We start from the raw sequence: 14,161 nt of genomic DNA on the forward strand, positions 1-14,161 counted from the left end.
CCGTGACACCCGGAAACCACACCGGAACGCAAGAAAGCGAACCAAGAATTTGGTTTCCATTTGAAAGGGGGTCGGTCGCAATCTTTCCGCATCAGCGGCGGCGACTCGATCTACTTTACACACCCCCAAGACCCCACGCAAATCACCCCCACAGCACCATCCTGCGCTTCAAAACCCGCTACAACACGGCAATTCCGCGCCCAGTGCCACCTGAGTGAAAGCCTTTAGGGCCGCCAGCCAAAAACATGCCGTGCGTCACAGACAACGCGCCGCACCAGCAAACAAAGCGGACTAGTGCGCGGCTGCGCCCTCGGTTTTGCGCATCATGGTGGACAGCACTACGGCAACCACCGCAATCAAAGTGGCCGTCAGGAATGCGGCCTGCATCCCGGCAACAAAGCCGGACGCAGCCGAGACCACCGCGAAGATCGAAACCAGGAGCGCAGTCCCCGCGGCACCCGCCACCTGCTGCAGTGTGCTCATGATGGCCGAGCCGTGCGAATAGAGGTGCGGCGGAAGCGGGTTGAGGCCAGTGGTGAACGCCGGCGTGAACAGCAAAGCCAACCCCAGGCTAAGCACTGCGTAAAGGACCACGACCCACCACAGGGGGCTGCTCGCGTTGAGCATTGAGAACTGCCACAGCGTGAGCACCAGCAGGATGGAACCCGTGACAGTCAGTGGAAGCGGGCCTATCCTGTCGAACAACCTGCCGACCACCGGACCGAGCAGGCCCATCGCCAAGCCGCCCGGAAGGAGCGCCAGGCCGGTCTCCATTGGCTGCAGGTGGAGAACGTTTTGCAGGTAGAGCGGTAGCAGGATCACTCCGCCGAACAGGGCCATCATGGCAACCACCATGAGCAGGACCGAGACCGTGAACATGCGGAAGTTGAATGCCCTGAGGTCCAGCAGGGGCGCGTCGGACTTCTGCAATTTGAGCTGGCGGAAGACGAACGCCACCATGCACAGGACGCCGATCACGAGTGCAGCGATCGGAACGGCGGTTGCTCCGGAGTGGCCGCCGATCTGGCTCAGTCCATAGACCAGCCCACCGAAGGCAGGAACGGTCAGGACTACCGAGACGAAGTCCAACCTGACGTTGCCGCGTTCACCGACGTTGGTCAGGAACTTGGCGCCAATGCCCATCGCCAACAAGGCCACCGGCAGTACGAAGACGAACATGAATCGCCACGAGAAGTGGTCGAGGATGATCCCGGAAACCGTGGGACCCAAGGCCGGCGCAACCGAGATGGCAATGGTCACGTTGCCCATCACGGCACCCCGGCGGGACAGAGGCACCAAGGTCAAGATGGTCGTCATCAGCAGCGGCAGCATAATTGCCGTGCCGCCCGCTTGGACGATGCGCGCCAACAAGAGCACTCCAAAACCCGGGGCCAGTGCCGCGAGCAGGGTACCGCCGCTGAACAGTCCGATGGCCAGGAGGAACGCAGCTCGAGTGGTGAGCCTCTGGAGGATGAAGCCGGTGGTGGGGATGACCACGGCCATGGTCAGCATGAATCCAGTGGAGAGCCACTGGACAGTAGGCGCGTCGACATTGAGGTCCGTCATGAGCCGCTGCAAGGCGACGTTCATGATGGTCTCGTTGAGGATCACTACGAAGGTGGCCACAAGGAGCGTGACGATGACGGTGACAGACTCGCGCGACATCCTGTCGCTGGCTTGCTGTGTCCCTGTTTCCGGCATGGGGTTGCCGTGCGCGTCGGATGTGACGTCGGTAGACATGAGGATCCCTCAGCTTTGGGTGCGATGGTTTCCGGCGCTCGTCACCGGTGAAGATTGCAACAGTCTAAGCCTCAACGGCATTCCCGTCAGCAGCTTAATCCAAACGTTTGCGTACTGGCATCCGGAAGTTAAGAGAGTTCAGGAACCCAGCGGCAGGTTGTCGATCAACCGCACGGGCCCGACCTTCGCCGCAATGATCGCAAGCCCTTCGCCCCGGAAGGGAGTTTCCTTGCAGTTTTCGGCGAGCGGTTCCAGCGTGCGGGGATCGACGACGTCGAAATAGTCCAGCTTCACGAGGGGCTGCGATTCAACGAGCGCGACGGCGGAGTCCAGCTCGAGCGGCTCGTTCGCCAGGGCACGGGACTCGAGCAGGCGGAGGGCGCGGGACAGCACCAAGGCCGCTTCACGCTCTTGTTCGGAAAGGAAACGATTCCTGCTGGAAAGGGCCAGCCCGTCCGCGTTGCGCACCGTAGGTACGGCCACGATGTCCACCGGAAAGCTGAGATCTGCCACCATCCGCTTCACGAGCGCCAACTGCTGGGCATCTTTCTGGCCGAAGTACGCGCGGTACGCGGCAGCACCGCCGTCGGCGGCTGGACCGCCCGGCAGTCCGTAGTGCAACAGTTTGGCGACCACCGTTAGGGCGCCGTCGAAGTGGCCGGGGCGCGAGGCGCCCTCCCATTTCTCGCCCAGCGGTCCCGAAGTCACCCGGACCAGCGGCTCCCCACCGGGGTAAACCTCTTCTACGGAAGGGGCGAAGACGAGATCCACGCCCTCGGCGTCAAGGAGAGCCATGTCGGCATCAAGCGTGCGCGGGTAGCGTTCGAGGTCCGCGGCCTCGCCGAATTGCAGAGGGTTCACGAAGATGGAGGCCACCACTACGTCGTTCTGTTCGACGGCGGTGCGGGCCAGAGCCGCGTGACCCGTGTGCAGCCCTCCCATCGTCGGGACGAGGCCCTGCGAGCTCCCGCGCTTTTCCGCGAGCAACCGCGCGCTTTCTGCCCGCAATTCCGCTGCAGTGGTCACAAGTTTGATGGCCATTCTCAGTTTCCTTCCTGCGTCCCGGCAGCGTCGTTGCCTGGACGGTCTTCACCGTTGTCCGGCGTACCCGAGGCGTCCAAGGCGTTGTTGATGTCGCCAAGCTGGCCCTCTTTGAGCAGTCCGCGATTGACAGCCCGGCGGGCCGTGGCGCGGGCCATGGCCCGGTAGGCGACGAGGACATCGCCGCCGGCACCGCCGTCGTACTCCTTGAGGGCCTCCGCGTGGGCGGCGACGGTCCCCACATCCCCGCGGGCCACGGGCCCGGTCAGTGCCGATTCGCCTGAGGCCAGGGCGTTCTCCAAGGTGGCGCGGAGCAAGGGGCCGAGCATGCGTTCCGGCGCGTCGACGCCGATATCCCGGAGCAATTGGGAGGACTGGGCCACAAGGGTGACCATATGGTTCGAGCTGTGCGCGAGGGCCGCGTGGTAAAGCGTGCGATCGGCCTCGGCAATGGCCACCGGTTCAGCGCCCATCTCCACCACGAGGGCTTGGGCGATGGGCAGCATCGCGGCGTCGGCAGTGACCCCGAACGTGCAGTCCATGAGCCGGGTGAGGTCCAGGCTCATGCCCGTGAACGTCATGGCCGGGTGGAGGGCGAGCGGAATGGCGCCTGCGGCGCGGACCGGTTTCAGTATTCCGACGCCGAAGCGGCCGGACGTGTGCGCCACGAGCTGTCCTGGCTGCCATGCGCCGAGCTTGGCCAGTCCTGACACGAGTTCGCCGAGCGCATCGTCCGGAACGGCAAGGAGCACCAACTCGGACCGCTCCACGATCTCCTGGATTTCGAGGATCGGGACCCCCGGCAGCAGCGACTCGGCCCGCTCCCGGCTCGCCTCCGACACTGCGGAAACCCCGACGACGGCGTGCTCGGCCCCGCGCAGGGCCGCACCCAGTACGGCACCCACCTTGCCGGCGCCAATGATTCCTACGCCGAGTCGTCCTGGCCTAGCCATGGTCGGGTTCCTCCTGGGTTGATGCACGCCGCATGGCAGGCGTGGCGGGCGGGGCCGGCATGGCGGCGGACGGAAGTTGCGCCAACCATTGCTCGGAACTCTGCAGTTTGCGGGCTTTCCGCGCCCGGGCCGCCTGCTGGTCGAACAAGCCGACTGCTTCCTCGGTGGCTGCCTGGATGAGGCGGGGCGCTACCGGTCCCGGAGTCGTATGCAACACGAGGTCGGCGACGCCGAAGAGCCGGGCCAACGGACCTTGGTGGAGGGCGATCGACTGCGTTCGTTGATGCGGGACCATCACCAACTTCCGCCACAAGCGACCGGAGCGCAGCAGCAGGGCCGTGTCCGTTGAAAGGAAGCCGTTGCGTCGCCAGCCCAACGGGGAAAGAATCCAGGCACGCTTGGGGGTAGTGACAAAGCCGGCGCCTGAATCCAGTCCGGTCAACCCGGCGGTGAACACCCGTTCAGGATCGGCGGTACCAGGATCGGGCAAGACGAGCGAGAGCATCATCATCACTTCAGGCTTCCGGCCGACCGGAAGCAACAGGGTCCGGTGCTCGCCTTCGCTGCGGTGGTGTTCACCGTAGCCGGCAACGTTCACGTGGATCCTGTACCAGCCGAGAATCCGCCACAGCGGCGGCTGCGTGACCTTGAGGGCCTGAATGCGGCCGGGAGGCACGGTTTGGGCCCGGGTGTCCAGGAGCCCGTAGCGCACACGGATCCCGTCCGGGGAAATTGCCGCCGTAAAGTTGTAGCCCGTGTTGAACGATCGCCAGTAGGCGGTTCCCAAGCCGAGGATTGCCGGAATCAAGTAGAGGATGAAGGCCCGGGACTCGGTCAGCACTGACACCAACACGGACGCGATGGCGCTGAGCACAATGAAGAGGCTCTGCTCGCTCAGGATCAGCGAACCGACAAGCCGTCCAGGCGGCACGTAGAGCACCACCTGCTCGGGGGCCTCGGGCACCTCGACCGTTTCGCTCCCGTCAGCAATGCCGGCGGCCCGGCCCAGGATCGTGGCACGGAGCTGTTTGGCCTGGGAGAGCCTGAGGTAAGAGAGCCGCACGGCCGAATGGCCGGCGTCGGCCACCTCGAACTTCAGCTCCGCGAGCCCGAAAATACGGGCAAGCAGGGGCTGCACGATGTCGATGGCCTGGACCCGGTCAAGCCGCGCCTGGCGCTGCTGCTTGAACAGGAAGCCGGTGTTGACCCTTACGTAGCCTTCGGCAAGCTGGTACCTGGTGAAGTACCAGCTGAGGACGAAAGAACCCAAAGCCAGTAACAGCACGACGCCGCCCCCGGCCAGGAGCCAGAGCGTCCGTTCGTTGAAGTTGTCGCCTATGGTCCCGCGGCCTTGGAGGGCCCGTTCGAAGGTATCGCGGCCGAAGAAATAGACGATCGCCGCCAGTGCCACCCATCCCCGCACGAAGGGCGACGCCGGGTGGACGCGGTGCCAGTCGCCGTCGACGACGGTGTGTTCATGGGTCACAGCCCGGCCAGCCTCGCTTCGCCGCGGGCCGAAAGCTGCTCGCGCAGCCGTGCGCCTTCAGCGGCGGGAAGTCCGGGAAGGTGGGCGTTGGTTCCGGCTGAAGCGGTGTGGAGTTTGAGGGTGCACAGCCCGAGGACCCGCTCGACAGGTCCAACCGCAACGTCGACGTATTGCATCCGGCCGTAGGGAACCACCATGGTCCGCTGGAAGAAGATGCCGCGGCGGATCAGCAGGTCGTCGTCACGTTCCGCATAGCCGATGGCCCTCACTTGCCTCGGAATCAACACAAGCCGCCACAGGCCAACCAGCAGAAAGGCCGCGGGAACGGCGACGGCGAGCCACAGCGGTGGCCACTTCCACCATCCCAGTTCAACGAAAAGCAAGGGCAAGCTGAACAGGCCGATCGTGATCACGTGGCCAATGGCCCACCCGAAAATCCGCACGGTCACGTATTTCCGCGAAACGCGCAGCCACTGGATGCCAGGAGGATCAATCGCCGCGGTATGCATATTCGCCTTCGCCCTTGGCCTCGCCACGACGTGGATCCCTGACGCCGGGGCCGCCTTCCAGGTCTTCCGGAGGGATTCGGCAGAACCGCTCCACCACGAGGCCCACGATGGCCATGATGAGCCCGCCGCCGCCCATGATGAGCGCGAGCCACAAGATGCCTTGGTCGCTCCGGAAGCTCCAGAGCCGGAGTTGCTCAATCACGATTCCCACATGCCAGCCCAGCAGCACCGCGCCGGCATAGGCGCAGGCCTGGGCCAGGATCAGGGTTCGCGCCGCCAAGATGGGGTTGAGCATGGTCTTTTTCTTGCCGTTGCGCCACCGCAGGACGCGGATGCCCATGATCAAGGTCAGCACGGCGATGAAGCCCATGGTTATCAACGCGGAAGGAGGAAGAACCGGCGTCGCCATGCTGTAGCGCGTAGTGAGCACGGTGGTCAGCCAGCCGATGGCGGCAAGAACGACGGCGATGATCGCCAACAAGAGCGGTCGCATGGCCTTCATGGACTATTCCACCGCTCCCGCGGCAGCGACGCTGCCGGATCCATCGAAACCGTCGAAAGGCCGAAGCCCGGGAAAGTCCTCGGCTTTGGCGGCCAGCTCGGCGACGCTCTCACCGTTGAGCCGCGCAGCAGGGTCCAGGAGGGCCCACGGATAGAGCACGAAGGCCCGCTCCGCAGCCCGCGGATGCGGCAGGGTCAGTGTTTCGTCGTCGCTTCTGAACTCGCCATAGACGATGATGTCCACGTCCAATGTGCGGGGGCCCCAGCGGACCTCGCGGACCCGGTGGTGCATTTGTTCGACGTCGTGGCAGTGTTGCAACAGTTCCAGCGGCGTAAGCGTGGTCTCAATGGCGATCACCATGTTGAGGAAATCCGGTTGCCCCACAGGCCCGCCCACGGCTTTCGTCTGTACCACCGGGGAGACTCCGAGCAGGCGGATTTCCGGGCGGTCAACGAGGTCGGCGACCGCGGTGGAGAGGGTGTCGTTCCGCTCACCCAGGTTGCTGCCCAAGGCCAGGATGGCTTTCGTGAAACGGGAGGTCATGCACGCTCCCTGTGGACACTGACGGTGACGTCACCGAAGGGTACCTCGATGGGGGCCTTGGGTTTGTGGACCGTGACATCGACGGCGGCAACGTTGAAGCCAGCCAGGATCCCCTCGGCGATCCGTACGGCGAGAGCCTCGATCAGGTTGAGGGGTTCGCCCGTAATGAGGGATGTGATGTACTCGGCCACTTCGCCGTAGTGCGCCGTGAACTGCAGGTCATCGGTTTCCGCTGCCTTGCTGAAATCGGTGTACAGCACCGCGTCGACGACGAACGGCTGTCCGTCCCGGCGCTCGAAGTCGAAGACGCCGTGATGCCCGACGGCGGTCACGCCGGTCAGTGTGATCCTGTCCAAACCGGTTCCTCCCCCTTTGTCCACGAAGCTTAGTGTCTGATGCGTGCGGCAACCTTGACGGCGTCAAGGCTGGGGCCGACGTCGTGGACGCGCACGGCCCAGGCGCCGTTCGCGGCACTGATAGCCGTGATGGCAGCGGTTGCATGATCGCGCTCCGCCGGTGCCGCCGCCTTGCCGGCCACCGTCAGGAGCGTCCCGAGGAAACGCTTGCGGGAAGCTCCAATCAGGACCTTGTGGCCAAGTTCATCCAGCTTGCCGATGTACTTGAGGAGTTGCCAGTTCTGGTCCTCGTCCTTGGAGAAGCCCAGGCCTGGATCCACAATGATTTGCTCCGGTGTGACGCCTGCCGCGTAGAGCTTGTCGCGGACGCCCTTGAGCTCTTCGATGACTTCGTCAACCACATTGCCGTAGTCGGCAAGGCTGTTCATGGTCTCGGCGTCGCCCCGGCGATGGGTCAGGACATAGGGCACTTTGGTGCGTGCAACGAGTTCGGCCATCTCAGGTTCGAGGCTCAGCCCTGAGACATCGTTGATGATCGCGGCTCCTGCCTCCACGGCCGCGGCGGCCGTCGACGCATGTGTCGTGTCGATGCTGACGAGCGCTCCCGCCTTCACGAGTGCCTGAATCACCGGCAAGACCCGGCGCTGTTCTTCTTCCGGGGAGACGGGCTCGGCGCCCGGGCGGGTCGATTCGCCGCCGACGTCGATGATGTCCGCTCCCGCGTACAACATGCGCAATGCGTGGGCGATGGCGGTGTCCGCCGTGGGGTGCTTTCCGCCGTCGCTGAATGAATCCGGCGTGACGTTCAAAATTCCCATGACGAGCGTGCGGTCGGCCGGCAGGTCCGCGAAGCGGGCAGCTGGACGGGGTTTGCGGAGAATGGGCAGGGGGCTGGTAGCCGGGCCCGTTCCTGGTGCTGCTGCGAGGGAATCCATGGTCTTTGTTACCTTCCGAGTATGAGGCTCATGGCTTCGGCGCGGGTGGCCGGGTCATGAAGTTGCCCGCGCACTGCGCTGGTGACGGTCTTGGCGCCGGGCTTGCGGATGCCACGCATGGACATGCACATGTGTTCGCATTCGACGACGACGATCGCGCCCCTGGGCTTGAGGTGGGTCACGAGCGCTTCGACGATCTGGGTGGTCAGGCGTTCCTGCACTTGGGGGCGGCGGGCATAAATGTCGACGAGGCGGGCCAGCTTGCTCAGCCCCGTCACTTTGCCGTCGTGGGAAGGGATGTATCCAACGTGCGCGACGCCATGGAACGGCACCAAATGGTGCTCGCACGTGGAATAGAACGGGATGTCCTTGACCAGCACAAGTTCCTCATGGTCGAGGTCGAACGTGGTGGACAGGACATGTTCGGGATCCTGGTGCAGGCCCGCGAACACCTCGGCGTAAGCCTTGGCTACGCGCTTCGGCGTATCCACCAGTCCGCCACGGTCCGGGTCCTCGCCCACCGCAATGAGGATCTCGCGGACGGCCGCCTCGATGCGGGGGCGGTCGACCTTATATGAGTGGTGGCCGTGGCCGTGGCCACCTGATTTTCCCCCGGAGGCGTCGCCAAAGTCGTCACTGGCGGCACCGCTGAAGTCGTCGTCGTCGATGTGAGTCACAGCAGAAAGCTTAGCCTTGATGCGAAACGTCGGTGCCCGCGTCAGGTCCTTGACCAGTGAATGACTCCTGGCTGCCGACTCCCTGCGGGTGCGGGGGCTGGGCGTCCAAAGGCTCTTCGAGACGAGCTGCCTTGGCTTGTTCCTGGGCTTCGCGCTCGGCCTTCTCCGCACGGGATTCCACCGGAGGGATGGTCTGGACCGGACGGGACTCCTTGGAGAGCCATACCTCGCGGAAATCACGCTTGCGGATGTCGCGGAAGATGTGGGCGATCTCGGCCTGGTTCAGCGTTTCGCGCTCAAGCAGCTCAAGGGCCAACTGGTCCAGGACGTCGCGGTTCTCGGTCAGGATGGCATAGGCCTCGTCGTGGGCCTGATCGATCAGGCGGCGCACTTCCTCGTCAACGATGTACGCCACCGAGTCCGAGTAGTTGCGTTCCTGTGCCATGTCCCGGCCGAGGAACGGCTCGCCGCCGCCGGCGCCAAGCTTCACGGCGCCGATGCGCTCGCTCATGCCGAACTGGGTGACCATCTTGCGCGCAGTTCCAGTGGCCTTTTCGATATCGTTCGAGGCGCCCGTGGAGGGGTCGTGGAAGACGATTTCCTCTGCAACGCGGCCACCCATGGCATAGGCCATCTGGTCGAGGAGTTCGTTGCGCGTGATCGAATATTTGTCGTCCTCGGGAACGACCATCGTGTAGCCGAGTGCGCGGCCTCGGGGCAGGATAGTGATCTTCGTGACAGGGGCTGAATTGCGCAATGCCGCTGCCACCAGGGCGTGGCCGCCTTCGTGGTAGGCGGTGATCTTCCGCTCCATTTCCTTCATGACGCGGCTGCGCTTCTGCGGGCCGGCCATGACGCGGTCGATTGCCTCGTCCAGGGCGCGGTCGTCAATCAGGTTGGCATTGGACCTGGCCGTCAGGAGTGCGGCCTCGTTGAGCACGTTGGCAAGGTCGGCACCCGTGTAGCCCGGGGTCTTCTTCGCGACGCCTTTGAGGTCGACGCCGTGGGCCATCGGCTTGCCCTTGGCGTGGACGTTCAGGATCTGTTCACGACCAATCAGGTCCGGTGCCTCAACAGTGATCTGGCGATCGAAGCGGCCCGGACGGAGCAGGGCAGGGTCCAGGACGTCCGGACGGTTGGTTGCCGCGATCAGGATGACGTTGGTCTTGACGTCGAAGCCGTCCATTTCGACGAGGAGCTGGTTAAGGGTCTGCTCGCGCTCGTCGTTGCCGCCGCCGATACCGGCGCCACGGTGACGTCCGACGGCGTCGATCTCGTCAACGAAAATGATGGCGGGCGCATTGGACTTGGCTTGCTCGAAAAGGTCCCGGACGCGCGAAGCACCGACGCCTACGAACATTTCGACGAAGTCCGAGCCCGAGATGGAGAAGAACGGGACGCCGGCCTCGCCTGCGACGGCGCGGGCCAGGAGGGTCTTGCCGGTGCCCGGAGGGCCGTACAACAGCACGCCCTTGGGGATCTTCGCGCCGACGGCCTGGAACTTCGCCGGTTCTGCGAGGAATTCCTTGATCTCCTGGAGCTCTTCGACGGCTTCGTCCGCACCGGCAACGTCAGAGAAGGTAACCTGCGGCATGTCCTTGTTGACCAGCTTGGCCTTCGACTTCCCGAACTGCATCACCTTGGAACCGCCGCCTTGCATGCGGGAGAGCAGGAACCAGAAAAGCACACCCAGCAGGAGGACGGGGATGAGGAGGGAGAACAGTCCGGAGAACCAGTTGTTCTCGACGGGCTGGTCCGTGAAGCCACTGGACGGCTGGGCGTTGGTGACGGCCTTGACGACATCCCCGGCTCGCGCGGTGACGTAGAAGAACTGGACGTTCTTGCCTTTGTCCTGGCCATCGATGACGAGGTTGTCTTTCAGCGTCAGGTCAACGCGGTTCTCGGCATCGTAGATTTTGGCCTGGTCCACCTTGCCGCTCTGCGAGAGGATCGCGAGGCCCTTGTCGGTGTCGATACGGGTGGATCCGCCGGGGGCAAGGGTTGCAAATGCCACCAGGAGCAAGCCGACTACGACAACAATCCAGATGCCCGGGCCCTTGAAGAAACTCTTAGCTTTCATCTGTTCGGGGGCTCCGCCCCGTCCCTCCTGGTAGTGCTGCACGGCGCAGCTTCTGCGCGCGTGTGGTGCTGCGTCAGTTTCTAGCTTTACACCGTTCGGAGTGATTCACGCACAGTGAGAGGCAAAAGTTCCCTCTAGGCGTACATGAACACGGAATTCCGGAAGTTCCCGGGGGAAATCCACCGTTCTTTCAGGATCCCCGCGCAACGGGTCGAACGCAATCGTCGAACGGTTGCAACTACTGCACGGTACAGACCGGGTTGGCGCCCGCCAGTCCCATGGATGCGTTTGCCGTGGCCAAGGAGGAGACCCACCCCGAGCCGTCCTTCGTCTGCAGATAGACACCGTAGGAGCCCCCCAGCAAACCGCCGAGCACGCCCGACTTGAATTGCGTCGTGTACACGCCTCCGACAGGGCCCGTCGTGGAGAGGTTGGTTCCCAGCACCACGCCTGTCAGATTCGGGAGAAGTCCCCCGTTGGCTACGTAGTAGTTCACGTTGGCGGGCGCCGCATACGCGGTTCCCGCCGGGAATCGCCAGTTGACGGTGATCACGGGGCTGGTCCCGGCGACCCCGGGGCTGAGCGTACACGGGCCGATCATGACCGGCGGGGGAATCGTGAGCGCGTTCAATGTACCGGAGCCAACTTCGGAGGCGGACCAGCTCGCGTCCGTGGTCCCCGTTCCGCCCGGGACCACAAACAGTGCGGCCGCGACCCCGGCCACCGTGAGCAGCGATCGCAGGCGATGCGGCTTCGAAGGTGTTGCCATCAGTCCCCACCCGGATCACGGGCGGGCGCGATTCCGTCGGCAGCCGCACGGGCGCCGGCGAGCTTGGACGCGAGAGCCCCGGCCAGGACAGTCCCAAGGCCCAGAAGGGCAAAGATGCCCAGGCGGAAGCCGGTATCCGCGAGAGCGGTGCCGGGAAAGTCGTGTGGCCCGGCTGGCTCGCCGGCGGCGTCCACCCTGGCCGTAATTCTGGTTGAAAGCCCCTGCACGCTGTTACCCGCCGACGGCGAAAGCGTCACCTCAAGCAGCAGTTCGACGCCGGCCGGAATTCCGCCGTCGGGATTTGCAAGACTGGTCGCACCACCCAAGGAGGAAAGCGTCGTTGTCGGGATGACGGTGTTTTCACCGGACCGGCAGACCTCCGCCGCCCAGGCGGTGGTGCAGCTGCGGACACCTACCGTGACGACTCGTGCCGACTCATCCGATGCGGCAAGCTCCATAAGTGGGCCGTCCGCAAGCAGCCGCATCCTCAAATCGTGCAGGGTCACGGCCCTGGCAGTCACCCCGATACTCCATCGGCTCGTAGATCCGGGCGCAAGGACGGCCGGCGGATTGCTCCCCCCGTGTGTCAGGATCAGGTCCGGCCCGTCTGTCGCCGCCGACGCCGGAGCGGAGCAGAGCAGACCCAGCGATACCAAGGCGACCGTCGCCGCGTAACGCCTGAGGCTCCCGTGTCCGATCATCGCCTCGCCTTGATTCGGGCCCGCGGGGCCCTCTCGGGGCGGGGCCACAGCGCCCAGGTCACCAACGCGGACACGGCAACCGTAGTGCCGCCAAGCACCCAGGGGCTCGATGCTCCCGCAACAACGTAGGCAATACCCGGCACCGAATAGAGCACCGTGCGGACTTTGGAGACGGTGTACGGTGCGGGATCCTCCACGGGATTGGCGTCGCCTTTGAGCGTGAGGACGGCCGTGGCGCCGTCGACCATCCGGGAGGATGCGACCCGGTGGGTGACGGGCAATTGTCCCGGCCGGTCCACGGTGACAACGTCGCCTGTCCGCACTTCCGACGCCGGGACCTCGCGGACTATGGCCAAGGATCCAGCAGGGATCCCGGGAGACATCGAGCCGGTCTTGAACATGATGAGCGTGATGTGGAAAAAGACGGCGGCCAACGTCAGGAGGATGCAGATGGCGCCGCCGATCGCCGCGAGGTTAAGCAACGTCTCGCGCACGACGTCGGCGAGGCGCCTGCGGTTGTCGGCCGTCCGTCGTCGGGACCCCACCGGCTCAAGCACCGTCCTCATGAGTCGGACGTTCCCTTGATTTCCCAGGTTGCCGTCACGCTGGCCCCCTGCAGGGAGTTGTCCGCGGAGGCAAGCATCGTGACCTCGAAGCACATCTGGGTGGGGCTCAGCGAGTTCGCAGCCACCGCTGTGGCGGCACCGGCCGTGGTGAGTGGCACCGTCGACGCCGAGGTCCCGACAAGGTAGCTCGCCCCGGCCGTGAACTGGCTCGAGTCGCACGATCCGGACGAGTACCTGACCACGCGATAGGCCAGGGCAGCGGCCAGGGCGGCGTTGTTGTTGCTGGCTCCTTGGAGCGTCAAGGTTCCGGAAAGCGACCCCGCAGTAGTCCGGATCCAGATGGGAGCGTAGTTGACGGTGCTTGGTGACATTCCTGCAGCACTGAATGCCATGGTGGCAGCGGATCCCGACGTGGGATGTGCCAGCCATGCACCTCCTGAGTTGACGGAGGATTCGATCTGGAACGAGCTGGCGGTGAATGTTCCTGCCGCGAACTCGGAATCGTTCCAGGCAGCGAGGGTCAGCGTGCATCCGGCACCGAGGACAAGGCCCCCGGCCAAGATGGCGCGCACACGGAGGAAGCGCTGGCGGCCCCGCTCAGGCCGACGAGTCGCCCTGCGTCCGGTCATCGCGGCTGGTCAGGAGGTGGATGCCGCAGCGAACTGCCACGTGGCCGTGCCGTTTTGCCCTTGGACCAAGCCGGCGGCCGCAGTCACTTTGAAGCAGAGGAAGACCGCGTCACCGGGATCGCTCGCGGGGCTGCCGGGGCTGAGGGTGAACGTGACTCCGCTCAGCGCTCCATTGAGAGCGGTACCCGCCTGCACCAATTCGGTTCCCGTGGTGCTGCTGGAGCATCCGAAGGACGTGGGCTGGACAAGTTCATAACTCAGGTTCGCGACCGACCCGGTGGCGGTGGCTGTATTCACCGTGACAGTGGAGCCTGTAGTGGTGTTGGCCGCCAGCCGCACCGCGAAGGGCGCGTAGACGGTGTCCCCCGGCGCCAGATTGGTCGGGTTGAGGGTGAATGGCAAGGTGGCGCCAGGGGAGGCAGCGTGGTCCGTGTACGACGCGCCGTCTGTGCTTCCTTGAAGATTGAAAGTGCCCGCCGTGAATGTTCCGGTGGCGAACTCGGAATCGTTCCACGCGGCCAACACAACCGCCGCGCCGACCCCCAGGACCAATCCGCCGGCCAAAAGCGCCCGCATCTTTCCGCGCTTTGACATTGAAACTGAACTTGTACTCAAAATGCCCCCCACAGGTCAAGTCAAACGACTAATGAGCTGAACGCTAACACGCAAATCGC

16 protein-coding genes are annotated in these 14,161 nt (G+C 64.6%); all 16 read right to left on the reverse strand.

The window, feature by feature from the left end; translation table 11 throughout:
- Window positions 1-291: 291 nt before the first annotated feature.
- Complete coding sequence (locus tag AC1DJB_RS07640) at window positions 292-1,740, reverse strand: DHA2 family efflux MFS transporter permease subunit (protein ID WP_476910126.1); 1,449 nt, start codon at window positions 1,738-1,740, stop codon at window positions 292-294.
- 138 nt (window positions 1,741-1,878) lie between these two features.
- Window positions 1,879-2,781 (reverse strand): pantoate--beta-alanine ligase, encoded by a 903-nt coding sequence (gene panC, locus AC1DJB_RS07645; protein WP_441432787.1) that lies wholly within the window; start codon window positions 2,779-2,781, stop codon window positions 1,879-1,881.
- Window positions 2,782-2,783: 2 nt separating this feature from the next.
- On the reverse strand, window positions 2,784-3,734 hold the full coding sequence (locus AC1DJB_RS07650) for a Rossmann-like and DUF2520 domain-containing protein (RefSeq protein WP_441432788.1): 951 nt from the start codon (window positions 3,732-3,734) through the stop codon (window positions 2,784-2,786).
- Window positions 3,727-5,220, reverse strand: coding sequence for a PH domain-containing protein (locus AC1DJB_RS07655; protein ID WP_441432789.1), 1,494 nt, complete (start codon window positions 5,218-5,220; stop codon window positions 3,727-3,729). Before AC1DJB_RS07655 ends, AC1DJB_RS07650 begins: the two co-directional genes overlap by 8 nt.
- Complete coding sequence (locus AC1DJB_RS07660) at window positions 5,217-5,729, reverse strand: PH domain-containing protein (protein ID WP_441432790.1); 513 nt, start codon at window positions 5,727-5,729, stop codon at window positions 5,217-5,219. Before AC1DJB_RS07660 ends, AC1DJB_RS07655 begins: the two co-directional genes overlap by 4 nt.
- Entirely contained in the window at window positions 5,710-6,231 is a 522-nt protein-coding gene (locus AC1DJB_RS07665; RefSeq protein ID WP_059388929.1) for a DUF3180 domain-containing protein, read from the reverse strand. Before AC1DJB_RS07665 ends, AC1DJB_RS07660 begins: the two co-directional genes overlap by 20 nt.
- A gap of 3 nt (window positions 6,232-6,234) precedes the next feature.
- The gene (gene folK / locus AC1DJB_RS07670) at window positions 6,235-6,774 is read right to left on the reverse strand and encodes a 2-amino-4-hydroxy-6-hydroxymethyldihydropteridine diphosphokinase (protein ID WP_284990225.1); all 540 of its coding nucleotides are present in this window, start codon (window positions 6,772-6,774) and stop codon (window positions 6,235-6,237) included.
- Window positions 6,771-7,130 carry a dihydroneopterin aldolase gene (gene folB, locus AC1DJB_RS07675; RefSeq protein ID WP_059388928.1) on the reverse strand — a complete coding sequence of 120 codons (360 nt, stop codon included), beginning with the start codon at window positions 7,128-7,130 and terminating at the stop codon, window positions 6,771-6,773. The genes folK and folB overlap by 4 nt, the downstream gene beginning before the upstream one ends.
- A 29-nt stretch (window positions 7,131-7,159) precedes the next feature.
- Window positions 7,160-8,065 (reverse strand): dihydropteroate synthase, encoded by a 906-nt coding sequence (folP, locus tag AC1DJB_RS07680; RefSeq protein ID WP_441432791.1) that lies wholly within the window; start codon window positions 8,063-8,065, stop codon window positions 7,160-7,162.
- An 8-nt stretch (window positions 8,066-8,073) separates the two neighbouring features.
- Window positions 8,074-8,742 carry a GTP cyclohydrolase I FolE gene (folE, locus tag AC1DJB_RS07685; protein WP_284990223.1) on the reverse strand — a complete coding sequence of 223 codons (669 nt, stop codon included), beginning with the start codon at window positions 8,740-8,742 and terminating at the stop codon, window positions 8,074-8,076.
- Window positions 8,743-8,752: 10 nt separating this feature from the next.
- Window positions 8,753-10,822 (reverse strand): ATP-dependent zinc metalloprotease FtsH, encoded by a 2,070-nt coding sequence (gene ftsH, locus AC1DJB_RS07690; RefSeq protein WP_441432792.1) that lies wholly within the window; start codon window positions 10,820-10,822, stop codon window positions 8,753-8,755.
- A gap of 238 nt (window positions 10,823-11,060) precedes the next feature.
- A complete protein-coding gene (locus AC1DJB_RS07695; protein ID WP_307054118.1) occupies window positions 11,061-11,591 on the reverse strand; it encodes a hypothetical protein in 531 nt (176 codons plus the stop codon).
- Window positions 11,591-12,292 (reverse strand): hypothetical protein, encoded by a 702-nt coding sequence (locus tag AC1DJB_RS07700; protein WP_284990220.1) that lies wholly within the window; start codon window positions 12,290-12,292, stop codon window positions 11,591-11,593. The genes AC1DJB_RS07695 and AC1DJB_RS07700 overlap by 1 nt, the downstream gene beginning before the upstream one ends.
- Window positions 12,289-12,858: a signal peptidase I gene (locus AC1DJB_RS07705; RefSeq protein ID WP_441432794.1), complete on the reverse strand. Its 570-nt coding sequence runs from the start codon at window positions 12,856-12,858 to the stop codon at window positions 12,289-12,291. Before AC1DJB_RS07705 ends, AC1DJB_RS07700 begins: the two co-directional genes overlap by 4 nt.
- Entirely contained in the window at window positions 12,855-13,487 is a 633-nt protein-coding gene (locus AC1DJB_RS07710; RefSeq protein ID WP_059388926.1) for a SipW-dependent-type signal peptide-containing protein, read from the reverse strand. Before AC1DJB_RS07710 ends, AC1DJB_RS07705 begins: the two co-directional genes overlap by 4 nt.
- A 9-nt stretch (window positions 13,488-13,496) precedes the next feature.
- The gene (locus AC1DJB_RS07715) at window positions 13,497-14,081 is read right to left on the reverse strand and encodes a SipW-dependent-type signal peptide-containing protein (protein WP_059388925.1); all 585 of its coding nucleotides are present in this window, start codon (window positions 14,079-14,081) and stop codon (window positions 13,497-13,499) included.
- Window positions 14,082-14,161 lie beyond the last annotated feature (80 nt).

It is taken from the genome of Arthrobacter sp. 01T428, assembly GCF_056398685.1.